At 48.2% G+C, this 24,298-nt stretch carries 20 protein-coding genes, 1 other RNA gene and 2 pseudogenes; 6 read left to right on the forward strand and 17 right to left on the reverse strand.

The features are described from left to right. Nucleotide 1: 1 nt before the first annotated feature. Complete coding sequence (locus tag DFP97_RS12845) at nt 2–391, forward strand: SRPBCC family protein (protein ID WP_114380389.1); 390 nt, start codon at nt 2–4, stop codon at nt 389–391. A gap of 11 nt (nt 392–402) precedes the next feature. Next, the gene (locus DFP97_RS12850; protein ID WP_114380390.1) at nt 403–714 is read left to right on the forward strand and encodes an MmcQ/YjbR family DNA-binding protein; all 312 of its coding nucleotides are present in this window, start codon (nt 403–405) and stop codon (nt 712–714) included. Nucleotides 715–782: 68 nt separating this feature from the next. Here DFP97_RS12850 and ssrA read toward each other — a convergent pair. From ssrA to DFP97_RS31500, 11 genes and pseudogenes are all read right to left on the reverse strand, one after another. Continuing rightward, nucleotides 783–1,093: a transfer-messenger RNA gene (gene ssrA / locus DFP97_RS12855) on the reverse strand. A 6-nt stretch (nt 1,094–1,099) separates the two neighbouring features. Continuing rightward, a pseudogene (gene rbsB, locus DFP97_RS12860) lies at nt 1,100–1,981 on the reverse strand (ribose ABC transporter substrate-binding protein RbsB); the annotation flags it as partial. Between the two features lie 29 nt (nt 1,982–2,010). Further along, nucleotides 2,011–2,967, reverse strand: coding sequence for an ABC transporter permease (locus DFP97_RS12865; protein ID WP_114380391.1), 957 nt, complete (start codon nt 2,965–2,967; stop codon nt 2,011–2,013). After that, nucleotides 2,957–4,465 (reverse strand): sugar ABC transporter ATP-binding protein, encoded by a 1,509-nt coding sequence (locus DFP97_RS12870; RefSeq protein ID WP_114380392.1) that lies wholly within the window; start codon nt 4,463–4,465, stop codon nt 2,957–2,959. The genes DFP97_RS12865 and DFP97_RS12870 overlap by 11 nt, the downstream gene beginning before the upstream one ends. Nucleotides 4,466–4,484: 19 nt before the next feature. Continuing rightward, nucleotides 4,485–4,880, reverse strand: a complete 396-nt coding sequence (rbsD, locus tag DFP97_RS12875; RefSeq protein ID WP_114380393.1) for a D-ribose pyranase — start codon at nt 4,878–4,880, stop codon at nt 4,485–4,487. 6 nt (nt 4,881–4,886) lie between these two features. Further along, the gene (gene rbsK / locus DFP97_RS12880) at nt 4,887–5,822 is read right to left on the reverse strand and encodes a ribokinase (RefSeq protein ID WP_114380394.1); all 936 of its coding nucleotides are present in this window, start codon (nt 5,820–5,822) and stop codon (nt 4,887–4,889) included. Then, a complete protein-coding gene (locus tag DFP97_RS12885; RefSeq protein ID WP_114380624.1) occupies nt 5,819–6,823 on the reverse strand; it encodes a LacI family DNA-binding transcriptional regulator in 1,005 nt (334 codons plus the stop codon). Before DFP97_RS12885 ends, rbsK begins: the two co-directional genes overlap by 4 nt. 576 nt (nt 6,824–7,399) lie before the next feature. After that, complete coding sequence (locus DFP97_RS12890; RefSeq protein WP_114380395.1) at nt 7,400–8,221, reverse strand: protein-glutamine gamma-glutamyltransferase; 822 nt, start codon at nt 8,219–8,221, stop codon at nt 7,400–7,402. A gap of 141 nt (nt 8,222–8,362) precedes the next feature. Then, nucleotides 8,363–10,633, reverse strand: coding sequence for a beta-glucosidase family protein (locus DFP97_RS12895; protein ID WP_114380396.1), 2,271 nt, complete (start codon nt 10,631–10,633; stop codon nt 8,363–8,365). 276 nt (nt 10,634–10,909) lie between these two features. Next, on the reverse strand, nt 10,910–12,652 hold the full coding sequence (locus tag DFP97_RS12900) for a GH39 family glycosyl hydrolase (RefSeq protein WP_245976179.1): 1,743 nt from the start codon (nt 12,650–12,652) through the stop codon (nt 10,910–10,912). 13 nt (nt 12,653–12,665) lie between these two features. Then, nucleotides 12,666–13,400 carry an AraC family transcriptional regulator gene (locus tag DFP97_RS31500; RefSeq protein WP_245976181.1) on the reverse strand — a complete coding sequence of 245 codons (735 nt, stop codon included), beginning with the start codon at nt 13,398–13,400 and terminating at the stop codon, nt 12,666–12,668. 95 nt (nt 13,401–13,495) lie between these two features. Here DFP97_RS31500 and DFP97_RS12905 point away from each other — a divergent pair. Continuing rightward, nucleotides 13,496–13,774, forward strand: a pseudogene (locus DFP97_RS12905) (type II toxin-antitoxin system death-on-curing family toxin); the annotation flags it as partial. 47 nt (nt 13,775–13,821) lie between these two features. Here the strand turns inward: DFP97_RS12905 and DFP97_RS12910 are convergent. Together DFP97_RS12910 and DFP97_RS12915 are read right to left on the reverse strand one after the other, a co-directional pair. Next, nucleotides 13,822–15,156, reverse strand: coding sequence for an MEDS domain-containing protein (locus DFP97_RS12910; RefSeq protein ID WP_114380398.1), 1,335 nt, complete (start codon nt 15,154–15,156; stop codon nt 13,822–13,824). A 194-nt stretch (nt 15,157–15,350) separates the two neighbouring features. Then, nucleotides 15,351–16,124 carry a Cof-type HAD-IIB family hydrolase gene (locus DFP97_RS12915; RefSeq protein WP_114380399.1) on the reverse strand — a complete coding sequence of 258 codons (774 nt, stop codon included), beginning with the start codon at nt 16,122–16,124 and terminating at the stop codon, nt 15,351–15,353. Nucleotides 16,125–16,567: 443 nt separating this feature from the next. On the opposite strand from DFP97_RS12915, the gene DFP97_RS30740 reads away from it, so the two are divergent. Further along, the gene (locus DFP97_RS30740; protein WP_181873497.1) at nt 16,568–17,386 is read left to right on the forward strand and encodes a hypothetical protein; all 819 of its coding nucleotides are present in this window, start codon (nt 16,568–16,570) and stop codon (nt 17,384–17,386) included. A 55-nt stretch (nt 17,387–17,441) separates the two neighbouring features. Here the strand turns inward: DFP97_RS30740 and DFP97_RS32120 are convergent, their stop codons facing one another. The 4 genes from DFP97_RS32120 to DFP97_RS12940 form a co-directional block, all read right to left on the reverse strand. Next, entirely contained in the window at nt 17,442–19,022 is a 1,581-nt protein-coding gene (locus DFP97_RS32120) for an ATP-binding protein (protein ID WP_114380400.1), read from the reverse strand. Nucleotides 19,023–19,121: 99 nt separating this feature from the next. After that, entirely contained in the window at nt 19,122–20,267 is a 1,146-nt protein-coding gene (locus tag DFP97_RS12930; protein WP_114380401.1) for a bifunctional cystathionine gamma-lyase/homocysteine desulfhydrase, read from the reverse strand. A 1-nt stretch (nt 20,268) separates the two neighbouring features. Further along, the gene (locus DFP97_RS12935; RefSeq protein ID WP_114380402.1) at nt 20,269–21,192 is read right to left on the reverse strand and encodes a PLP-dependent cysteine synthase family protein; all 924 of its coding nucleotides are present in this window, start codon (nt 21,190–21,192) and stop codon (nt 20,269–20,271) included. Nucleotides 21,193–21,423: 231 nt separating this feature from the next. Beyond that, nucleotides 21,424–22,053 (reverse strand): DUF2306 domain-containing protein, encoded by a 630-nt coding sequence (locus DFP97_RS12940; protein WP_114380628.1) that lies wholly within the window; start codon nt 22,051–22,053, stop codon nt 21,424–21,426. Between the two features lie 203 nt (nt 22,054–22,256). On the opposite strand from DFP97_RS12940, the gene DFP97_RS12945 reads away from it, so the two are divergent. Both DFP97_RS12945 and DFP97_RS12950 read left to right on the forward strand, forming a co-directional pair. Continuing rightward, nucleotides 22,257–22,943, forward strand: coding sequence for a response regulator transcription factor (locus DFP97_RS12945; RefSeq protein ID WP_114380403.1), 687 nt, complete (start codon nt 22,257–22,259; stop codon nt 22,941–22,943). A gap of 1 nt (nt 22,944) precedes the next feature. Continuing rightward, nucleotides 22,945–24,276, forward strand: a complete 1,332-nt coding sequence (locus tag DFP97_RS12950) for a sensor histidine kinase (protein ID WP_114380404.1) — start codon at nt 22,945–22,947, stop codon at nt 24,274–24,276. Nucleotides 24,277–24,298 lie beyond the last annotated feature (22 nt).

Consider the following 24,298-nt stretch of genomic DNA (forward strand, 5'->3'; position numbering starts at 1 on the left):
GATGTCTACATCTATCCATCAGGAAGTTATTTTCAAAGCGAGCCCTAGCCGCATTTATGAGATTCTCATGAATTCCGGGCAATTTAGTGAAGCTACCGGAGGTGCTCCTACCGAGATCAGCCCGGAGGTTGGCGGTTCTTTCTCCTGTTTTGGAGGACATATCGTTGGCCGTAACGTGGAATTGGTGCCTAACCAACGAATCGTACAGGCTTGGCGTCCGTCCCGATGGCCGGATGGCGTATATTCCATCGTCAAGTTTGAACTCAAGGAGCAAGGCGCGGATACCCTGTTGGTCTTTGATCACACGGGCATCCCCGAAGGTCAGAGCGAACATTTGGCGCCGGGTTGGAAAGATAACTACTGGAATTCGCTGGAGAAATATTTGGGCTAGGAGGGATTTCATTGTCGCAATACGAGGTGAAATTCAACGAAATTGCCAGCCATTTGAACTTAACGGATAACGTGGCAAAAGGAAACATGTTCGGCGCAAAGTGTCTGAAAATAAACAAGAAAGCTTTCGCCATGTTCCACCAGGAGGAAATGGTGTTCAAGCTGCCTGCAGATGAAAGCTTAATGTCTATGGAAGGCGTCCGTCCGTTCGAACCAATGCCAGGCCGCCCCATGACCGGATGGGTGCAGGTGCCCAACCGCCATTCCGTACAATGGGAAGACCTTGCCGTTAAAGCCTTAAACTATGTGCGTCAGCTTAACTGAACTGCGTCTGGATTCAATAACTACGCGCTGACCAAAAAACCACAACCGGATGAGGTTGTGGTTTTTTACGGTGGAGGCGAGGGGATTAGAACCCCTGTCCGAAGATCACGCAGCAGGCTTCTACTGGTGTAGTCTGAGTTTTGAATCTCTTCTTAAAAAACTCTCCAAATCACTCCAAATAGGCAATCTTCTCCCAAACAATGGCTACAATCATATCATACGTATCTAAAGTAAAAAGACATCTTTGAAGATGTCTCTTGGCTTAACAAAAAAAGCAGCCATCACAGAAGACCTGCGATAGCTGCTTTCTCTATAAGGATTATGGTTTAGTCACAAGCTCCAGCTCGACCGGAATAGCTGTTTCCACTGTCTCGCCTCCGGCTACTTTCACCGCTGTTTCAATCGCTTTTTGTCCGATTGCTTCCGGCTTCTGTGCAACTGTGGCAGCCAGCGTACCGGCATTGACGGCTGTTACCGCATCGGCAGTCGCGTCGAATCCGACAACGATAATGTCTGTTTTGCCGGCAGCTTCAATCGCCTGCAGGGCGCCTAGCGCCATTTCGTCATTATGGGCGAATACCGCTTGAATGTCGCCGTTGCTTTGCAAAATGTTTTCCATTACCGACAGGCCTTTGGCGCGGTCGAAATCAGCAGGCTGCGAAGCAACGACTTTCACGCCGTCCTTGCCGTCTACAGCTTTGTGGAATCCTTCGCCGCGGTCGCGAGCCGCGGAAGTGCCGGCCGTACCCTGAAGCTCGACGATGTTTCCTTTGCCTCCAAGCGCTTCCAATATATAATCGCCCGCCATTTGACCGCCCTTCACGTTGTCGGACGCGATATGCGAGACAACAGTTCCGCCGTTAGCTGCACGGTCAACCGTGATGACAGGAATGTTTGCGTCATTAGCAGCTTCCACTGCGGTCACGACAGCGTCGCCATCCGTCGGGTTGATCAAAATGACGTCAACCTTCTTTTGGATCAAGTCTTCGATGCCGCTGATTTGCTTCGCCGTATCGTCCTGAGCGTCCACGACGATCAGCTCCGCGCCAGCTTCTGCTGCCGCTTTCTCAGCGCCTTCTTTAAGTGTTACGAAGAATGGGTTGTTCTGGGTCGAAATCGACAAGCCGATCGTTACCTTGCCGTCCGCTGCTTGATTGTCGCCAACGTTTTCTGCCGTTCCATTATTCGTTTCCGTGCCTGTCGAGCATGCGGAAAGCATCACAAATGCAGCAAGCAATAGTGAAAATCCGAAGGATCTTTTTTTCATAGTTTTTAATCTCCCTTATGATTAGTTTATTATTTGTGTTTTTTCGAGCGGTCTAACAGTACTGCAATTAAAATGACGGCCCCTTTTACAACTTGTTGATAAAATGATGATACGTTCAATAGATTGAGTCCGTTGTCCAACACGCCGATAATGACGGCTCCGATCAACGTTCCGACAATCCAGCCTTTACCGCCCGACAAGCTTGTTCCACCCAGCACAACTGCCGCGATTGCGTCCAACTCGTATGAAACGCCCGCAGTAGGTTGGGAGGAATTGAGCCGAGAGGTCAAGATGAGGCCGCTAATCGCCGCCAATAACCCGCTGATCGAATAGACCAATACTTTTACCTTCGAGGTGCTGATCCCCGATAACCACGTCGCCTCCTCATTGCTTCCGATCGCGTACACACGCCGGCCGAAAGTCGTATGTTTCAAAATGATATATAATACTGCAAACGAGATGACCATCCAAATGATCGGCATCGGAATTTGCAGAAAATACCCTTTGCCCAGCAAGGCGAAATCTTTGTTCAAGCCGGTAATCGGCTTCCCGTCGGTGTAGACGAGCGTCAATCCCCTGAAGACGGTCATGGTGGCCAGCGTAACGATAAACGGAGCAAGCCGCCCTTTCGCGACCAGCAATCCGTTGACCGCGCCCATTGCCATCCCTGCCCCGAGGCCGACGATGACGGCAATCCAAGTGTCCGTTCCGCCAGCCATCAAGCCTGCCGACAGCGCACTGGATAATGCAAGGATTGAACCGACCGAAAGGTCGATGCCCCCCGTCAAAATGACGAACGTCATTCCAAACGCGATCAGCGCGTTAATGGAAACCTGCCGGAGCACGTTTAGCAGGTTGTTAACTGTTAAAAAGTTATCTGCTGAAATTGCAAGCGCGATGATGATCAACAATAACCCGACTAACGATCCGAGCCCCTGGAACTTTAACCTTTTTAGTTTCTGAACGCCTATTGCATCAGCCTGCATGCTGTTCTCCTCCCCCTGTTGCACACATCATGATATTTTCTTGAGTAGCTTCTTCTTTGGTAAAATGTCCCGAAATTTTCCCTTCATGCATAACGAGAATCCGGTCGCTCATCCCGAGCACTTCGGGAAGTTCGGATGAAATCATTAATATCGCGACTCCTTCCGACGCCAGCTTGTTCATCAGGTCGTAGATCTCTTTCTTCGCCCCGATGTCGACGCCTCTCGTCGGCTCGTCCAAGATGAACACCTGCGGATTCGTTGCCAGCCATTTGCCGATGACGACCTTCTGCTGGTTACCGCCGCTAAGCGACCCGACCGGCTGCGCGCCGCTTGACGCTTTAATGAACAGCTGTTTCATCATCTTATCCGAAAGCTGCTTCTCCTTCGCTCCGCTCAGAAAACCGAGATTTGAAACCGTCGTCAAATTGGTCATGGACAAGTTATCACTTACAGACATCGGAAGGAGCAGTCCTTCATCCTTCCGGTCCTCCGTTACAAGCGCGATTCCCGCGCGGATCGCGTCCATCGGCTTGCGGAGCGTAATCGCCTTGCCGCCAACGGATATCGTTCCCCGGTCGATTTTGGAAACACCGAACAGCGCCTTGGCAAGCTCCGTCCGGCCTGCTCCCATCAGTCCTGCGAGTCCGACAATTTCGCCCGCCCGTACGGAGAACGAGATGTCATGCAAAATCCCTTTCTGCGAAAGCCCTTCGACCTTAAGCTTCTCCTCGCCGAACTTGATGTCCACCTTCGGGAAGCGGTCTTTGATTTCACGGCCGACCATCATCTTCACGATTTGGTCCATATTCGTTTCCTGTACCCTCTCCGTGCCGACATACCGGCCGTCGCGCATAACCGTGATCCGGTCGCACATCCGGAATATTTCTTCCATTCGGTGCGAAATATAAATCATGCCGACGCCCCGTTTTTTGAGGGAAGCGATTACATCAAAGAGCGCATCGATTTCCTTGTCGGTAAGCGCAGCCGTAGGCTCGTCCAGCACCAAAATTTCCGTATTCATCGATAATGCCTTGGCGATTTCGACCATTTGCTGCTGTCCGACGGACAGCTCTCCGACGATCGTATCCGGATCGATCGCGAGCCCAAGCTGCGACAAAAACCGGGTCGATTCCCGCTTCATTTTGCGCCAATCAATGAGCTTCGTCGGTCCAAACGTAAATTCCCGGCCGAGGAAGATGTTTTCCATCACCGTCAAATGCGGAATCAAATTGAGCTCTTGATGAATCATGACGATTCCAAGCTGCAGCGCGGCCGACGGGGAAGAGATCGTTTGCTCAACCCCTCTAACTTTCACCGTTCCGCCATCTCTCATGTATATGCCGTTCAATATTTTCATCAAAGTTGATTTCCCGGCGCCATTCTCGCCCATCAAAGCATGCAATTCACCGCTTTCGAGCGAAAACTGCGCCTGTTGCAGCACCTTTATTTCGGAAAAGCTTTTGTCAATCCCCTTCATCTCCAGCAGCTGCGCTGTCATCTGTGTAATACCTCCCTTTCTAAAACGTGACCCCCGCATGTAAAATAACATTCGCGTAAGCCGAGCATTCGCCGGTGCGTATAACCGCTTTCGCTTGACGGGTCAAAACTTTAAACTGCTCATGATTGACGCTGTCCGCCTCCGCTCCGTCAAGCATCTGCTTCGACTGTTCGAATAGCTCCGGATTTTTATTTTTCATTTCATCGGCTACCGTATACCGTTCGACCTGCATTTCTTCCAAAATAGTCTCCAGCGTTTGCAGATAACCCGGCACGCCGCGCCTAAGCGCCAAATCGATCCGTTTCACGCCGGGCGGAATCGGCAGCCCGCTGTCCGCAATAACAATGGTGTCCGTATGGCCAAGCTCGCTGATCAATCTTGACAGCTCGCTGTTGATGATTCCAATCTTTTTCATGCTTCGTTACGCTCCTGTCTTCTGCTGTTCCTCCGCAAACCGGCGCGCTTCCGCCTCCGTTGGCATTCCCTCCTGCGCCCCGAATTTCGTCACGGCGAGCGCGGAAACAAGCGATGCGAAAGCAATCGCTTCCTCCAGGCTCCTTCCGGATGCGATCGATAGCGCCAGTCCGGCATTATAGCAATCGCCGGCCCCCGTCGTGTCGACGACCGGCACTTTATAGCCAGTTATCGTATGCATCGATCCGTTATCGTCCAAGTATGTGGAGCCATCCGCCCCGAGCGTCGTAACGATATGGGCGGCACCCATCTCCTTCATGCGCCGCATCGCCGGCTTGAGCGCTTCTCCTTCGGTGTCCATACCGGTGTACCGGCCAAGCTCCGTGCGGTTCGGCGTCATGTAGTCGACGAGCCCGAACAGCTCATCCGGCAGCGGCTGCGCCGGCGCCGGATTAAGCACGACCGTCTTGCCGAGCGATTTCGCTTTGCGGGCGGCATATACGACCGTTTCCACCGGAATCTCCAGCTGCAGCAGCACGATATCCGCCTGCCGCAGCTTATCTTCGCAACGGTCAATGTCGGCCGGCTCCACCCGGCTGTTCGCACCCGGCACAACGATGATGCTGTTGTCGCCTTCGGCAACATAGATCGAAGCGACTCCGGTCGCCATGCCGGCTACCCGCTTTATACCGGATACGTCGACGCCGTCCTCCTGCAGGCAGCGGAGCAGCTCTTCGCCGAAGGCATCCTCACCGACTGCTCCGATCATTGCCGTCTCCGCGCCCAGCCGCGCTCCCGCGACCGCCTGATTCGCCCCTTTGCCGCCGGGAATGAATCTTATGCGCTCTCCCATTACCGTTTCTCCTATTTGCGGATAGCTATCGGTTTCAACAACGATATCCATATTCAAACTGCCGATCACGACCAGCTTAGGTTTGTTCATATGTTTTTCCTCCTCAATGTCGATTCCCTTGCAATCAGCTTCACATCCAGCTCGTACAGCTTGTCTTCTTCGAGCGTGCCTTCGATTTTTTTAATGAGTAGTCGGGAGATAAGCGCGCCCATATCGTAAATCGGCTGCGCAATCGTCGTTAGCTCCGGCGCCGTAATCTCCGTCGTTTGAATGCCGTCGAAGCCGCAGACAGCGACCTGCTCGCCGACCCTAATCCCCATACGGTTCAGCGCTTTCAGCGCGCCGACCGCCATCAAATCGTTACCGGCAAAAATGCCGTCGATATCCGGATGGCGCTCCAGCAGCCGCTCGGTCGCTTTCATCCCGCCGGCTATCCGGAAGTCGGCAGGCTCGAGCAGCGTCGGCGTATACCAATCGAACCCCTGCACTGACCGCTCGAAGCCGATGAGCCGTTCCTTCCCTGTAATCAGATGCTGCGGACCGTATATATGAGCGATTTTGCGACAGCCGACGTCCAGTAAATGCTGAACCGCCATAACCGCGCCTTCCCTGTTCTTAGACCGGACGACGCTGAAGTTCTGCTCATCCGGGCCGCGGTCCAAACATACGAACGGGATGCCGAGCTTTGTCAGCATTTCCGCATCGTCGTGCCCGAACGTGTTGGAGGCGAAAATGATCCCGTCGATATATTTCTGCTTCAGCGTTTCGATATATCTTTTTTCTTTGACGCCCTGATCGTCCGAATTGCCGAAAATGACCGTATAGCCATATGTTGCTGCGACATCCTCCACCGCGCGGGCGAGGTCCGAAAAGAACAGGTTCGAAATGTCGGGCAAAATGAGAGCGATCGTGTTCGTTTTTTTACCGGCCAAGCCTCGGGCTACCTGATTCGGCGCATAATTCAGTTTCTCGATGGCATTCTTGATCGATTGCTCCGTTTCCGCATTCACGTAGCCGCTTTTGTTCAAGTAACGCGATACGGTCGATACGGAAATACCGGCCAATTTGGCCACATCACGAATCGTTGCGATGACGAACCCTCTCCTCGTAAATAGTGGTAACGGTACCACGTATTATTATTATATTAATTTAGTTGGTATAAATAGGCTGATGTATTATGATTTTCGTATGTGGTAACGTTACCACAACGAAAATATACCACAGCTTTCGACAAAGCGCAAGCATACAGTAGTATTCCAATGCGGTACGAATTTTTTAAGTCACTCAGTTAACGGTTCCCCTACGGGTTTAACGGGAAAACATCCTCCTAATTGTTCACCACGACCGATATCGTGATCATATAAAGCGAAAACCCCCCATTAATTTAATCCGATCCGGTCAATGATTAAGAAAACTGCCGCTTTAGATGGAGGTTTTCCTGCTAGATGGTTCCCTCACGATTTCAAAGGTCAACGAACAGGAGGATTTCCCTTTAATTAAGCCAGGGGCGACAACCGGAGCTGTAGAGCCAAGTCGCCACGCAAAAAAAAGAGCACATTTCTGTGCTCTTGATCCGTTGTTCCAGCGTTTAAGCTTAGGAATATTTCTGGTTAATGCTGATCTCACAGGTACTTATTTTGCTCTTATGTTTGATTCAATAATTTTGTTTATCTATAAATACTCTTACTTGCCCCTATTCTTGCCACAACGGGATACGGCTTATCATAGGCTTGGGATTCCCGCACATTGTCCCTCATAGAAATCCGCCGCAAATATTCAAACTCCGGAGTTACGACTATGTCATCAAGGTAAGCCGACATGAAACTTCCCGGCATCCGCATCCGGTTAAGTGCAGCAATCATTTGCTGACCCGATCCGATCCCAATGCCATGTCCAAAATACAGATTATCATCAAGCATGATGACATTTTCACCTTGCCACTCCGGCGTTTCGGGATTATACGCGGGATTTTTGAAATACAGCACGTCACCAGGATAAGCTTCATTTTTATTATAAGTCATGATTAAGGGCATATCCCGGTCATACTGCCAGCTCCTCAGATACAAGCTTTGAAAATAGGAGTTGAACACCTCTTCACCAATTGTGTCGAGCGTGGCTTTGTATAACATAATGATGATGGCGACCGCGCATTCAAAGCCGTACAAAGGTCCATTATAAAAAACATCGTTGACCCCGACCGATGGCAATACGCCGCGCCTTAACTGGAAACCCCCGTTTTCTGTACGCATCCAATATCGCTCATTGCACTTCGAGGTATCAAAGGTGGCAAAGTTTACCCCGCTGGCATTCATCGCCTTCGCCGCTTCCACAATTTGCGACCGCATTTTTAGTTCAAATACCAACGCTTCGGTTGAAGGATACCGGTAGATGACAGGGCTCCTCTGCTTGGCTTGCATCATTCTTCTTTCCGGTTCTGAGAGCATGAAGGGTTGGAGTTGAAACGTATTGCTGCCCGAAACAAGTATCACCGTATTTTCCTCCAGATCATCGATTTTCTAATAGGTTATTGTACGTGTGAAAATCCTGTTTGGTGAGCGTTGCGATCCGTCGCGTTGTCTTGCAAGGAACAAAAAAACGGATGACACCTGGTTAGTGTCATCCGTTTTTGATTAGCTGTTAATTTCAGCAAGCAATTCGTTCAGCTTCTCATCCGTTAACGCTCCCTGGCTGAAGGCTGCGAGAGCGCGCAGCGGCATGAACTTCATCATGGCGGCAACCATGTCGCCATGATCGTCATCCGCCATTGCCGCTAAGGGGCTTGACTCCTGGAACTGCTGCAGCAAGGCTCCCACTTTTGCTGCGCTTTCCGGATCGCTGAGCAGATCGCCGAGCGTCGAGTTCCGGGTGTACGTTTTTTTGACCGGCACCGTGGATTGAACATGGATCGTCTCCTGAAGGACGATGTCCTGCGACGATTTGCCGATTAGAATCGCGAAGTCTCCGGTTTCCACATGCCAGTCCTTGAGCTCGACGTTATAATAAGCAAACGAACGTTTGTCCAGCGTAAAGGATATGGATTTTTCTTCGCCCGGCTGAAGCTCCACCTTGGCAAAGCCTTTCAATTCTTTGTCAGGCCTACCCAGGGTACTTTGAATATCCCTTACGTACAGCTGGACAATTTCCTTGCCGGCTTTCGAGCCCGAGTTTTTAATACTTACGTGTACTTCTACCGTATCCGTATCCTTCATTTCGTTCTTTCCGATCGTGATGCCGGTATATTCGAAAGTCGTGTAGCTGAGTCCGTATCCGAAAGGGAACAACGGCTGCAGCTGTTTTGCGTCATAATAGCGGTATCCCACATACAAGCCTTCCCGGTACTCCACGCGGTCACCTTCACCCGGAAAGTTCAGGTAGGACGGGTTGTCGCTCAGCTTTACCGGGAACGTCTCGGCAAGCTTGCCGCTCGGATTGGCTTCGCCGAACAACAGATCGGCAATGGCTCCCCCGACAGCTTGACCGCCTAGATAGCCTTCCAACACAGCTTTTACTTTGCCTAGCCAAGGCATTTCAACAGGAGAACCGTTTAATAACACCACAACGATATTGCTTTGCGCTTCCGCAACAGCCTCAATCAGCCTTGTATGGTTTTCCGGCAAGTGAAGATGCTCCCTGTCATATCCCTCGGATTCATAACGGTCCGGAAGCCCCGCGAATACGACGGCCACCTGCGCTTCGCTTGCCGCCCGCTTCGCTTCCTGCAGAAGCGTCTCGTCGATGGCGTCGTTTTCCAGATCATACCCCTCAGCATATACAACCTGTGCCGAGTCACCGGCAAGCTTCGTGATTTCCTCTAACGAATTGTCCAGACGCGTCGGCACGATGTGTGAGCTTCCACCGCCCTGGTATCTCGTTTTTTGGGCAAATGCACCGATGACGGCAATCTTCCCATTCTTATTGAGCGGCAGAATGCCGTTCTCGTTTTTCAGCAGCACCATGCTTTCGCTTGCTACTACTCTTGCCAGACGATGATGGGCATCTTGATCATAAGAAGCATTTTCTTTGTTGTTGTCGACCGCCTTGAAAATGATGTTAAGCAATCGGGCGACCGCTCTGTCGAGCGCCTCTTCGGAAAGCTTGCCGCTCTTCACGGCTTCGATTACTTTCCGTTCCCCGACGCCGTTACTGGCCGGCATTTCCAATTCCAGACCGGCTGCAAGCGCGTGATGCCTCTCATCGACTGCGCCCCAGTCGGATACGACAAACCCTTCGTGGCCCCATTCTTCTTTTAGAATGTCGGTCAGCAAATACTCGTTCTCCGAAGCATAGGTCCCGTTTACCCGGTTATACGAGCACATTACCGTCCAAGGCTGCGCCTTTTTGACCGCTCCTTCAAAGCTAGCCAAGTAAATTTCCCGGAGCGTGCGGTCATCGACAACCGCGTCGACAGACATACGGCGGTTCTCCTGATTGTTCACCGCAAAGTGCTTCAGAGATGTTCCGACGCCTTGGCTTTGCACGCCGTTGATATGGCTTGCCGCCATCTCCGAAGACAGGAAAGGATCTTCCGAGAAATATTCGAAGTTTCTGCCGCACAGCGGCGAGCGCTTAATGTTGACTCCCGGTCCAAGCAGTACTGCGACGTCTTCCGCCTGGCATTCTTCTCCCAAGGCGACGCCTACCTGTCCGATCAAATCACGATCCCAAGAGCATGCAAGCCCTGCGGCCGAAGGGAAACAGGTCGCAGGTACGCTGTCGAACAGACCCAAATGATCCGCCCCCTGCTTTTGCTTGCGGAGCCCGTGCGGTCCGTCCGTCACCATAACCGATGGAACGCCGAGACGCTCCACCCCTTTTAAATGCCAGAAATCCAATCCCGAACACATGCCTGCTTTTTCTTCCAACGTCATTTGCGCAATGATTTCTTGTATATTTCGCTGCAAAATAATGCCTCCTAATTTGCGTTTTATGTTTTCCAGAATCGTGTAATCCGTAACATTTTTTCTCCATCTTGAATGAAAGCGTTTTTCTATTCTGATTATAGGGCTACAAGCTTATTTAATCTTTCCGAAGTTTATTGAAATCAATGTCATTTTTTAAGATTATGTGTGCTTATCGATAAATCTCCCAGTAAAGAAAGCAAAAAAACAGACAGCTCCATGAAAGAATCTTCCCTTTGGAGGTGTCTGTTAATTATCTTTTTATAGCCTCAGATCCTTCTAATATACCGGCCTGATCTCAATCAATTGAACTTCATGCGGGCTTAAGCTGCTGCGAATCGCAAACGATTCTCCGATTGCTTCCTGCTTCACGGTTTGACGGGGCATGCTCCGCATGTTTAAGTATTGTACGTCTTGCGGCGTCATTCCTTCCGGGTGCCCCATATCCATCCATAGATCATAGGAGCTGCCGTGTTCCCGGTTTATCGCGTATTTTCGGATTTCATAGTTTCCGGCCGGTATTCCGTCCATTCTGAATGTTAGATTCAATTGCCCCGAATCCGTAAATACGTCATAGCGGTTGAAGGAGCCGATTGCTGACGTATCATTCATGCTGTACAACTGATCAAAGTGACAATAATGATACAGCAGCAGCTGATAGGAGCCGTCCTGCGACATGGTCAGACAATAGCTTTCTCCAAGGTCCAGCAGTCTGTCCCCAAGCTTTGCCAATAACTCATAAGCGTAAAAGCCCGGCTTCTTTACCCCATTGTTCGTAATGAGACCGAGTCCGCCGTGAAACGTCTCGGCAGGCAAAGGCAGCTCCTCCAGCAAATCGGTGACGGTCCAATAACCCATGCTGCCGACCTCGTCGATATTTTCTATGATGTTTTTGACGATATAGGCCGATTTGTAGCAAGTATCATTCGTCAGCTCCCGGTGATGAGGAGTCGAGTTCCATTCCGTAACGTGAAGCTCGGCGCCCGGCGCCCCCCATTTTCTCAGCGTTTGTTTCACTTTCATGATTGTTTCCTTTACATAGTCCTCGCCGGCATACTGCACACCAGTGGGGGAATCGATATTATCCAATGTCCCTCTCTCCAGAAGTAAAGGATACATATGGAATGTTATAAAATCGGGCCTGCAGTCATGCTGGACACAATATGTCATATATCGTTCTATCCAATCGCTCTTGATCAGCGAATCGCTCACGATGCTTGGTCCGCCTATTCTCAAATCCGGACTGACGCTCTTCAAAGCGCGGTAGCTGTTTCGGTAAAACAGAGTGAACTCCTCGAAGGAATAGGGCCAAAATAATCTTACATCCGGTTCGTTCCAAAACTCGAAATACCAGGTCTTGATTTCTTCAGCGCCATACCTGCTTGCCAAATGCCGGATGAACGACTGCAGGAGAGACGTCCAATGCTCATTATTTTGCGGCAAGCTGACATAGCTCGTCTTATAAAAAATCGTCTTCGTTTTATCTGCCAATTCCCCCGGCATAAAGCCAAGCTCGAAAAAAGGACGTAAACCGATGCTCCGAAGGAAATCGATAACCTTATCGACATAGGTGAAATTGAATATGGGCTCACCTTCCGCATCTTTACGGTACACCATCATCTCATCATCGAAAATGCCATGAAAACGGATATAACGGAAAGGAACGATTTCTTGAATCATTTTCAAATGCTCTTGCACCGGACCGTACAGCGCTTCCTTCGCTTTCCCGATCGTGCATAACGTTTTCCAGGTATGCTTGATAGGCTTGCCATTCCCGGATAGACGAATATCATATTCTTTCACCATCACGCTTTGTTCAGAGAGCTTCGCTGCCGGTTCGTTTGCCTGGGAAGGCAAATATTTGAACAGGCTGACATAAGCATTGTCGCGATCATAAGAGAGATAGGATGTTCCCTCATGCTTTGACAAGTTTTTTGTTTCGATATTCGCGTCCCGCTGCTTGCGGTATTCAGCCGGCGTCGTATGATAGACGTCTTTAAAAGCCTTATGAAACGATTTCAAATTCGGAAATCCGTTATCGAGCGCAACCTTGATAATCGGAAGTCAGCAAGTCTTTTACCGCATGCTCCAACCGAATTCGTGTAATGTACGCCCGAAAGGAAACGCCCATACTTTTCTGAAAGAAGCTGGACAAATAAGGAACGGAGAAATTTTCCCTTTCCGCAAGCTCGTTCAAGGTCAGCTGCTGATTGAAATGGGTTTGAATATATTCGTTCAGATGGAGCAGCCTGTCCATCGTCCGCTTGCTGATTTGATTCTCCTTCGGCTTCTGTCCGCTTCTGAATTTCCGAAGCAACAAGTAAAGCAAGTCAAGCAGCAGTGAACGAATTTTGACCTCATAGCCGTAACCCGCCTTATTGTAAACCCACATAATGGTCGAAACCAGCGTACGGACTTCATCGAATTTCCCTTGCTCCTCCGGACCGCTCCAGAAGGAATGGCAGTTGAACGTCATATGCTCACTGTCGATTCCCTGTTCCTTCAAGAAGGAGTCAGGAATTTGCAGCGCCAGCAGCAAATTGTCATGATCCGATTGAATAGTATGAATTTCATTGCTGTTTATGAGAATAATGTCTTCCTCGTGCAGGATAAAAGGCTTATTCTGAACGACGATTGTTGTCTTGCCCTTCAGCACGAACAGAAGCTCCATACTGTCGTGCCAATGGTTCGGGACATATCTGACATTATGAAAAAAAATATTCAAAGGCAGCTTATCATCCGTCTGGATAATTTCATACGTGTAGTCCATCAAAGTACACCTTACCTTATTCCGTCCGACATTATGCCAAACCTAGTTTATTTTGCCTGAGACTTTTATTTTAAAACAAAATTCACTGAATCCAATTGCGCCCGCAATCGTCCGCCTTTGGCGAAGAAGCTTATCCGACGATTTTCGAAAAAGCCGCCGCGCTTTTCGTATCTTTGGGCCAAAACTACCCCTTTCAAAATGCGAATAAGCGAACCGCCTTTACCGCTCTAGTTATTTTCATAACCTATACTGGTTACCGGTTTGTTATGAACACCAAAGCCGCTGAAGATTTCACCGTTGATATGGTCAATCATAAATATGATTTTAAAGAGCTCGCAGATATAATAAAAGAGCATTCCATTGTTGTGAAATAAGCATAACGTTAGTTAAGAAAAGAGCATCCTGCGATGCTCTTCTCGTTCTAATTGGAAAAACTTTTTGTCAAAGGCAGAGCAACACGGGCTATCGTGCCGCGTCCTACCTCGCTGTCGATATAAATTTCACCGTTAAACAGCTCAACGAGCTTCTTCACCATGAACAAGCCGATGCCTTGTCCGCTCTTGTCGACGTTCATCTTCTCATATTTCCGGTACAGGTTTTCTTGCTGCTCCGCGGTCATTCCGACCCCATGATCTTCAATCTCAATCCACAGCATAAAATCGATTACGGCCGCTTTAAAATAAACTTCACTGCCCTCAAAGCTATACTTCACTGCATTGGATAATAAGTTGGAAATGATTAATCGCAGCCCGATTACATTACTTTTCATAACCTCATGTCCTGTTAGAGCAATCTCCGTGTTCAATTGAATATTTTGCGTCCGCGCCTTTATTTCCATCATGGTTGCGACCTCTTGAATAATTGGCAGTGGAATGACATCGCTTGTCCGCCACAATGCTTCCGTTGTAAGCATTTGCTCCGTATTTAAAATATGTGCAATCTCATTGTCAATGACCGTTACGTAGTCTGCAATGTCCTCCAGCTTCTTACTGGCGTTAGCATTGAGCTGCAGCGATTCTTTTTCATTTAACAGCATAGAAGCATAGGCTTTTATAACGGTTAACGGATTTCGGACCTCATGAGAAATGACTTGCACAAAATCGAGCTTTTTCTTATATAAATCCATCTCGCTCTGAATTTTCGTATGTTCGGACAAGGAAGGGAAAATAACCGTTTTCCCAGGTACATTGTACAAGCTGGAGAGCGTAAATTGTTTATCCGTCATAACATACTGATGAGACTGCATCAATCTCATGTTCATGCTGGCGGTTAATCGCTGTCCGGAATAAGCGCAAACGGTTACGATTCCTAATTGATTTACAGATGCATCACATTCACTCTCATAAGCAATCACTTGTTCCTCAAAGTTAGGATAGCCTTTCCATTCCACATGTCCCCATGTTCGAATAGACATGTTATTATCCAGAAATGGCTGCACAACATTTATGAAGTTTTGTATTACTTTAGCAGAGGTAAATGTATCACTCACCCTATAAAAGTCCCCGCTGTTCACATATTTAATGTTGGATAGGGTATCACTAAAGCCGATCAGTCTCAATCGCTCCGTAATCCGTTCATACCTCTGTTTGCTGTCCACAAAAATAATATGCTGGCCTTGCTGTACTCCCGTTATAATAAACGAGACTGCATTTGCTATATAGTCATCGAGCTGATCGTAGGTATAAAGAATATGCGCGCCATTAGTCACTTTAATGGATTCTGTTAACTGTATGGAACAGGTATTAATGATAGACACCTCCCCAATGATCGAATAATTGTATTTTATATTAACATTTATTCATATTTATTCGGTATCAACCCATTAATTCCTTCAAGAATTAGTATGAAAGCACTAAAAAAGCTGACGTTCTTTGTAGAATTCATCAGCTTTTTACGATTTATTTTTGCATATAGTCACACTAAAAAATAACTTTAATTACCATGTGCCTATTATAATAGACCCGCTTCCACTAATCCGTTCCGGATACCTTGCTCATCGACATGCGTCGTGACATAATCAGCGAACGGCAGCAGCTCCGGATGAGAGTTGCCCATGGCGACACCAAACCCGACCACATCCAGCATCTCCTTGTCATTCAGACCGTCGCCGAAAGCAACCGCGTCGGCTGGCGTAAGCCCAAGCTTATCGAGCAGAGCTTCGATTCCTTGCGCCTTCGAGCCGCCCGCCGGCAGCACATCGATCGCCTGCGGATGCCAGCGAATGAGCTTCAGCTCGGAATGAAGGTTTTCATACAAATGCTCATCATGGCTTTCGCAGTGAAGAAACACTTGATATATGCTGTCTGTCTTCCAATATTCCGGATTGTAGCCGGGCAGATCCACCTTTAACGAATTGACGGAATCGATAATGAACGGATGGTCTTCTTTATCGGCGAAGAAGGCATGCTCTCCTTCAAATACCAGTCCATGGCTATGCTCACCGGCTAACTTTACCAGCGCTTCTAAGCTGCTCTTCTCAATTTCCCGTTTGTAAAGCGGTGTGCCTTTGTAAACGACATACGCGCCGTTCATACATACGAACGATTCAATTCCGAGCCGCTCCGCAAGCGGTTTAATAAAATAAGGAGCCCTTCCCGTCGCGATAACCGGCTCTACTCCCCGCTCCTTCAGCTCTGCGATCGCTTTAATCGTATCCGCCGGAATTTCCTTATGCTCATTAATTAACGTACCGTCGATATCGAAAAACACAATTTTGTAACCCATGCTGCTCTCTCTCTCCTATCTTGGTATCAGACGTATGCCGCCTGTCCGTTTTCTATTAGTATAAAGAATAGCTGCCGCAAAGGGAACATTCCTTGTGTATATTCATCAAACAACTACTGAATGCGAGCACGGCTATAGTGGAAAAATACAGTAACTTTCGGCTTTTTACTGTACGAAATCCAACTTAGCTCAGCAAGCCAACAAATTTCTGCTCCTACCCTGTATCGAATCCAATATAGGCAAAACGCCTGATGAATATGCCAAATCCGTAGAGCATGCGGTTCGCTAGCCGCTTGACTCTCTCGGGCAGCATCCTGTATATTGGTAGAAATTAGTTAAATAAGCACGGCTTACGATGGAAGCACCCGTAAGAGATGGCGGATAACGCCTATCTTGCTGGTGCTTTTTTTGTGTTGTTCGCCGAAATCCAAGGAGGCCTAATTATGTATTCCGTTCAAAAGCTAACTTTATCGCTGCTTGTCCTATTTCTCTTCATCATTTGCCCTGCCGCTGCGACCGCCGCTTCATTTGAATTTACCGTTACCGCTAAAACCGCCTTCGACAAAATGAAAGCTTCCTCCGATCAAGCAACAGCCGCAAAATTGGCATCGCAGTATGCACAATTGCAAACGGTGCAGAAGCAGGACATCGACTGGGATGCGAAAATCAATAAGCTGCATTACCAAAATGAAGAAGCCGAGCTCTCTACACGCAAAAGAATAAAAGAAGTTGACACAGCCAAGCTGCAAAAGCTTGAGGATGACGTCATACAAACAAAGGAAAAATATGAACCTCTATTCGATTTATATGAAGCGTTAAAGCAGCAGTTGAGCATAGCCAAGTCCTTTAAGGACAAGCAGCTCGCTAACATGCTGAGTCCGCAGGTGGAAACAACAAAAGCCGCTGTCCAGCTTGCCAAGATGGATATCCGCAGCAAAGAAGCAGCGCTCAAGGCAGCAAAAGCGGCTGCTGCAAAAACGATGAAGAAAATAAGAGATACTTTATCGGATGCTGACACGATCGAAGTGAAGATTAAAGCAGCAAAGAGCTCGGTTAGCAGCATAAAGAAACAATTTACAACCGAGACATCCATCTTAAATCAGGTTGTAAGAAAAGGCGATTCAACGGCCACGCTAAGCTCCTTTACCAGATTGCTCTCCTTCATGAAGCAAATCACGGAGCAAAAGCAAAAAATGTACGCTTACGAACAGCAGATTAAAGCCGTCATTGCGAAAGCAGAAACACAAATGGCAGTGAAGTAGGCTGCTACTCACGCAGAAAGAGCGTGCTTCAGACTGCGAAACACGCTCTTTCTGCTTAAACAACGGGGAGATACACTTCAACGGCCGTCCCCACTCCGACTTCACTCGTGATGACCATTCGGCCTTTATGCGAATCGATAATTTTTTGAACAATCATCATCCCTAATCCATTGCCGTCTGGTCTTGTCGTGAGGAAGGGTTCTCCTATCCGCTGCAGCACTTGATCCGTCATCCCTTCACCATTGTCAGAGAATCGAATCCGTTGGAAGGTATCCAGGATATCCATGTGAACGTCGATTTCCCCGCCGAATGGCAGAGCCTCCATCGCATTTTTCAAAATGTTCAGGAACACCTGCTTGATTTGATTGCGGTCGCATCGAATGGTAAGTCCCTGTTCAACTTTTCGTTTTACCGTTATTCCGTTCATTACGGATTGAATTTCAAAAATACTTAAAACCTCATCGAGTATCGCCAGGCATTGTTCTTCTCTAAAATGCACAGCCTGCGGTTTCCCTAAAATGATAAACTCGCTCACGATCGCATTCATTCGTTCAAGCTCAGACATAATTAGGTTGTAATGATGAGGGTTTACCGTTTCATTTGAAAATTGAAGCATACCCTTTACCGTCGTTAACGGGTTTTTAACTTCGTGTGCAATGCTTACAGCCAATTGACCCGCGAAAACGAGCTTCTCCGTATTCCGAAGCAGCTCCTCCGTTGTTTTCATCTCGGTAATATCGCGCAAGCTGCCTACAACGCGAATGAGTGCATGTTCATTATCGTAGATCGGTACCACATCCAGCATATAATAGCGGACGGCATCATTTTGCGGAATGGACAACTCAACGCCTACACACTTATCACGATAGGCGATAACCCGTCCAAAATATTCGCCAATCGTGCTTATTTCGAATACACTCGAGCCTAGGTAACAGCCTCTTTTATAATCATCCGTACATAGCATCTCCAAGCTATTATCGTTCATTTCAATAATAACACCGTGAGCATCCGTAATAATGACGCCATAGTAGTTCGTATCAAGCAGCACCTGGTTCAAAATTTGAAGCTGGGTGTTATGTCTCCGCAGCATAAGCTCCCGTTCAATGGAATCAACGATCGTACATAAGAGAGCAAGCAGATGGGGGTGCGCACAGCTTATATCTGTCATTATTGTAATGGTTCCGAGAATCTGTCCGCTATCCTCCGTATGAAATGGAGCCGAGTAACAAGCCGTGCGATGCAGCACTTTATGAAAATGATCCTCGCCCACAAGCTGTATAGGCTGCTCATAGCGCATACACAATGCAGGGGCGTTCGTTCCGAGCTCTTCGCTAAACCGGACGCCCTCTACAATTCCTAATTTGCGCACCGCATTTTTAATGGAAGAATCCCCTCTAAAATCTAATACGTAGCCCTCATTATCTAAAATAGCAATGAGCATAGGATCGCCTTGCACAGAGGATAGAAATTTATCCATAAAAAAATGAATGACTTCAATAACTTCTTTATACTTAATAAGCTGCGCTTCCAGCTCCCTGACGGAAAATCTCTCCGTATATATAGGAAGTGCATCAGGATCAAGGCCTAATAGCTGGCATTGTTGATGTGACCGTGTAATCATCGTTTTATCTGTCATGTAATGGACCAACTAACCTTTCTAAAGTGCTTCCATGCCTATTTTTGGACATTACCCTTTATTCTACCTATAAGGCTCACAATCCTTCCAATAGTCTTATTAAATTTCATTTATATTAAAGCTTTGCGCTAAGTCTTCTACAAGATCCTCGCTGTCTTCAATACCGGCCGAAATCCGTATTAAACCATCGGTAATGCCCAGCTCCTCCCGCCGCTCTTTTGGGATGGATGCATGGGTCATTTTGGCAGGTACGGAAATGAGGCTCTCAACCGCGCCCAAGCTTTCGGCCAGCGTAAAGTATTTAAGCTTCTTAATGACCTCCGACGCCTTCTGCGAGCTGCCTACGTCGAATGAAATAATACCGCCAAAGCCGCGTGCTTGCTGCTTAGCAAGCTCATGCTGGGGATGGCTCTCGAGTCCCGGGTAATAGATGTTTTTCACAACCGGATGACCCGACAAAAACGATACAATTTCCCGAGCATTGTGCTCGTGGGCTTCCATGCGCAGCCCAAGCGTCTTCAGACCGCGGATAAGCAGCCACGAATCGTGTGGACCGAGTACGCCGCCCGTTGCATTTTGGATAAAATGAAGCTCCTCGCCCAGCTTGCCGCTGCTCACGACGGCGAGGCCGGCAACCACATCGCTATGTCCTCCGAGATACTTCGTCGCCGAATGCAGCACAATATCCGCCCCAAGTGCAATCGGCGTCTGCCAATAAGGCGTACTAAACGTATTGTCAACGATAAAGAGCAGCTTGCGCGACTTCGCCCAGCCCGATACGGCTGCAATGTCCGTTACCTTGAGCAGCGGATTTGTGGGGGTTTCCACGAACAGCGCTTTCGTATTCGGCTTTACCGCTTTTTCGATTTCATCCAGATCCGTCGTGTCTACAAAGGTGGATGATAGACCGAGTCTGCTCAATACTTTGGTCGCAATTCGGTATGTTCCGCCATACACGTCATCGGTCAAAATGATATGGTCGCCGGAGTTAAACAAGGAAAACACCGCGTGGATGGCCGCCATGCCTGAGCTAAAGGCAAAGCCTCTTGCCCCCTCCTCCAAGTCCGCTATATATTGCTCCAGCGCGTGGCGCGTCGGATTGCCCGTTCGCGAGTATTCGTACCCTTTGTGAACGCCAATATCGTCCTGCTTGTACGTGCTTACCTGGTAGATCGGAACGCTAACAGCACCCGTATGCGGATCGATAGGAATACCGCCGTGGATCAGCTTCGTTTTCCGTTTCATGTTAAATGCCTCCGTCATAAATCTGTTTGCTCAAGTACCTCTCGCTGCTGTCCGGAAAAATCGTAACGATCCGGCTGCCTCGAGCTGCGGCTTCCGCTTCGATTAACGCTGCATGCAGCGCAGCACCCGACGAGCTTCCGACAAGAAGGCCTTCCAGCCGGGCCAGCTCCTTAACCCGTTCAAAAGCATGCTCATCAAGAATCGTATGAATCGCATCAAAATAGGAGCAATCCATAAACGGGGCAAGCTTCTCCACGCCGATCCCTTCCGTTTTGTGAGAGCCTGCTGTCCCGCCGCCAAGAATAGATCCCTCCGGTTCAACAATAACGTTTTTAACCAGAGCATTTCGTTCTTTTAAATACCGCGCTGTGCCCATAAACGTACCGCCCGATCCCGCGCCGGCAACAAACACGTCGATTTCACCGTTTAAATCCTCCCAAATTTCAGGAGCAAGCGTCTTATAATACGTTTCTGGATTGGCTGGATTTGAAAATTGTCCAGGCGAATAGGCGCCGGGAATTTCCATTGTCAGCTCTTCGGCCTTTCGAATCGCACCGGCCATTCCGTCTGCTGTAGGCGTATTTACAATTTTGGCGCCAAGCGCCCTCATCAGCTGCTGCTTCTCGATACTGAATTTCTCCGGAACGACAAAGATCGTCGACACACCCCGTCCGATTGCCGCCAATGCAAGCCCAATGCCGGTATTGCCGGCAGTCGCCTCGATAATGGTACCGCCGGGCTGCAGCTGTCCGCTCGTCAAAGCGCTTTCTAACAGCTGCACGCCAAGCCGGTCCTTCACGCTGCCTCCCGGATTGATAAACTCCAGCTTAGCGAACAGCCGAACCCCTTCGGGCAGCGCAAAGCGGGTGAGCTCCACCATTGGCGTATGGCCAATAAGATCCTGGACATTACGATATACAGCCATCTGTTGTCCCCCTTAAATAGACGTTTTTTGAGCATGGATCAACCAGACGTAGTTGCTTTAATTCCTATTAGCTTCATGTGCTTAATGGTATATATTCTTCAGCATATGTAGGTTCATGCCGTTTGTGTTTGCTTGAAAAGGATAAATGTTGAGTGAGAAAACAGTGTGGAACCAGTAAAGCGACCGCATAAAAAACCCCCAGTTCGACTGGGGGTTCAACATAGCTTATAACTATGAGTTTCTCAGTATTGTTCTGATAATGACTTCGGGAATGAGCAGGAGCAACGCAAGGGTGCCATAGACTCCGATGGTATAGCTGTCAGCGTAACCGAAACCGAATACCTGTTCAAAAAGAAAAGTAACAAGATGAATCAACATGTTTGTAAAACAAAAAGCGTAGCTTCGGATCATCCAGTTCCGGTGCCGAATCATTCGTTTCTTTTTGATTTGAATGAGCGCCGTAATGGTGATAATCGGCCATATCATATTTATCACGTTGAACGCCATACTGCTGATTTTCCCTCCGGTGGCGTAAGGCGCCATATATCCGGAAGTCACCACGACAAGAAGGACGGACAAGATATAAACGTAGCCGTTTATGCGATGGAGCTTACGGCTTTTCTCGAAAATTCGGGTAGAAAAGTTGAGCAGCCCCGACGCCATGGCCAGGCATGCAAATGCGACATGAACGTACATCACGTTTAACCATACTCGAAGATTAAGCACGCGCTTAAGCCCGGTTTTATGGCTAAGAAATCCCACAGCTCCGGGATCAATCATATAATTTTTCGCCAAGGCGCAAAGAATAAACAGAATGCTGACACAGGATAAAATTCCGTATAATAATTTCCGTTTCTTTATGTGGTCCAACACAACACCCCCGCAGTTCCATAGTTAGTACCCATTTATCTAATTAAAATCGTTCGCAATAGAATCATAACAACTGAATATCTCAATTAAGGTTGTGAAATAGTCACAAAACAATAAACAAACCGTCACAAAACATAGGGTTTCGATTGTTCCAGCAAAAAAAATGATAAACTGGAAGGGAAGGTGGGATATTCATGAGCGTATTAAATACGATACTCGTTGTAGATGATGACCCAAGTATCGTTGAACTATTGAGGGACTTTTTGGAGAATGATAATTTTCAAGTGATAACCGCTTGCGATACCTCTGAAGCATGGGCCTTGTTCCAACAAAGCCCCGTACATTGCATCGTTCTTGACATCATGATGCCAGGGCAAGACGGATTCGAGTTATGTCGTCGAATTCGGAAGGAGAGCAGCGTTCCGATCCTTTTCTTAAGTGCCCGCAGCGATGATGTGGACAAGATTCGAGGGCTGACTCTCGGCGGCGATGATTATATCGTCAAAAGCGCTTCCCCAGGAGAGATTGTTGCCAGGGTAAAAGCTGTATTGCGGCGTTCCGTTTACCGGCAGCAAATGGATGAAAAAATCTTGGATTATGGACACATCAAGATAAACCTGTCCGCAAGAGAAGTGGTAGTGAAGGGGGAAAACGTAGTGCTCACACCGAAGGAATATGAGCTGCTGAGATTGTTTGGGGAACATCCCAGACATGTTTTTTCCTATGAACAATTACTTGATAGGTTTTGGGAAGGGGTGGGCGATAAGCATACGATTCGGGTTCATCTCAGCCGGCTCCGGGACAAAATTGAACCCGATCCGAACCATCCGCGGTACCTGCTCAATGTATGGGGAATAGGGTATCGCTTCGAGGGAGGATAAGATGAAGACAATTCGCATTCGCACGTTTACTTTGCTTTGTTTCTTCTTCATCCTTTCACTGCCGTGGATCTTCTATATTGCCGCTCATTTCTTCGAAACAAACACCCTTAGCTTCGCAAATAGCCAGTCGCAAAACGAAGCTCTGCGTAGACATTTGGCCGAGACGACTACCTTGATCGAATCGAATACGGCCAAATGGATGGATTCGGATTGGCAAAACCAATTGCACAACCAGTTGCGGAAAGCGAAGATGGATGCGGTTATATTATCGGCGTCAGGTCAGGAAATTTATCAGTCTAACCCGGAGGGCCGCAGCGCTTTTGCATCAACCGAACGTTTTTCTATCTTAGAGGACGGTCAATTACTTGGAAAGATTGTCATCTATCTGCCGGAGACACATATGGTACAACTCATATCTATGTTTATCGGATTATTGCTGGCATTCTTTATTATTGGTTACGAGATGCGAAGGTTCCTTCTAAAGCCCCTCGAGAGGATGAGCCTTGCAGCCAGACAAATTGCAGCAGGAGATTGGGATGTGCGGTTGCCCGTATCTCGAATTACAGAAATCGCCGAAGTACGCGATGGATTTGAAGTTATGGTGAAGGGACTCCAAACATCCAATCAGAAGCAAGTGGAATTGGAGGAAGAACGCCGGTTCGTGATTGCTGCCGTCGCGCATGATTTACGAACACCGTTGTTTGCATTACGAGGTTATTTGGATGGCTTGGAACAAGGGATTGCTCAATCGCCGGAGAAAATAACGAAATATTTGGCGGTTTGCAAGGAAAAATCGGCACAATTGGATCGGCTGGTAGAGGACCTGTTCACATTTACGAAGATGGAGTATTTGGAGACGAAACTGAACAACAAGTCCGTTGATCTGACATTCGTATTTCGGAAATCGATTGACAGTCTGAGTCCGCTAGCTCGGCAAAAACACATCTCGATCTCCAGTCATTTTACAGACGATTGCATCATTAGCGGCGACACGCATTTATTGGAACGCGCCATGAATAATCTTTTGGATAATGCCGTCAGACACACACCTGCAGGTGGTGAAATTGTAGTCCAATGTTATAAAGATAGCAGTAAGGTCAATTTTACGATTCGTGATACAGGGCCTGGTTTCTCTTCGGAAGAGCTGCAGCGCGTGTTTGAACCTCTATATCGTGGTGAAATATCTAGGAATCGGTTAACCGGAGGCAGCGGATTAGGGTTGACGATTTCACAAAAAATTATTAGGCGTCACGGAGGCGAGCTTGCTGCAGATAACCATTCGGAGGGTGGAGCCCTGCTCACTGGCTGGATACCTGTAAACGGTTCGGACTAATGGTTTTTTACCACCTGACAAT

It is taken from the genome of Paenibacillus prosopidis (assembly GCF_003337375.1).
Taxonomy (GTDB): Bacteria; Bacillota; Bacilli; order Paenibacillales; family Paenibacillaceae; genus Pristimantibacillus; species Pristimantibacillus prosopidis.

Coding starts and splice junctions, on each gene's coding strand:
- DFP97_RS12915 (WP_114380399.1), bottom strand. CDS start 16,124: ATGGGTTACAAAATTGTGTTTTTCGATATCGACGGTACGTTAATTAAT.
- DFP97_RS32120 (WP_114380400.1), bottom strand. CDS start 19,022: ATGACAGATAAAACGATGATTACACGGTCACATCAACAATGCCAGCTA.
- DFP97_RS12935 (WP_114380402.1), bottom strand. CDS start 21,192: ATGGCTGTATATCGTAATGTCCAGGATCTTATTGGCCATACGCCAATG.
- DFP97_RS31500 (WP_245976181.1), bottom strand. CDS start 13,400: ATGGACTACACGTATGAAATTATCCAGACGGATGATAAGCTGCCTTTG.
- DFP97_RS12845 (WP_114380389.1), top strand. CDS start 2: ATGTCTACATCTATCCATCAGGAAGTTATTTTCAAAGCGAGCCCTAGC.
- rbsK (WP_114380394.1), bottom strand. CDS start 5,822: ATGAACAAACCTAAGCTGGTCGTGATCGGCAGTTTGAATATGGATATC.
- DFP97_RS12945 (WP_114380403.1), top strand. CDS start 22,257: ATGAGCGTATTAAATACGATACTCGTTGTAGATGATGACCCAAGTATC.
- DFP97_RS12865 (WP_114380391.1), bottom strand. CDS start 2,967: ATGCAGGCTGATGCAATAGGCGTTCAGAAACTAAAAAGGTTAAAGTTC.
- DFP97_RS12930 (WP_114380401.1), bottom strand. CDS start 20,267: ATGAAACGGAAAACGAAGCTGATCCACGGCGGTATTCCTATCGATCCG.
- DFP97_RS30740 (WP_181873497.1), top strand. CDS start 16,568: ATGTATTCCGTTCAAAAGCTAACTTTATCGCTGCTTGTCCTATTTCTC.
- DFP97_RS12870 (WP_114380392.1), bottom strand. CDS start 4,465: ATGACAGCGCAGCTGCTGGAGATGAAGGGGATTGACAAAAGCTTTTCC.
- rbsD (WP_114380393.1), bottom strand. CDS start 4,880: ATGAAAAAGATTGGAATCATCAACAGCGAGCTGTCAAGATTGATCAGC.
- DFP97_RS12950 (WP_114380404.1), top strand. CDS start 22,945: ATGAAGACAATTCGCATTCGCACGTTTACTTTGCTTTGTTTCTTCTTC.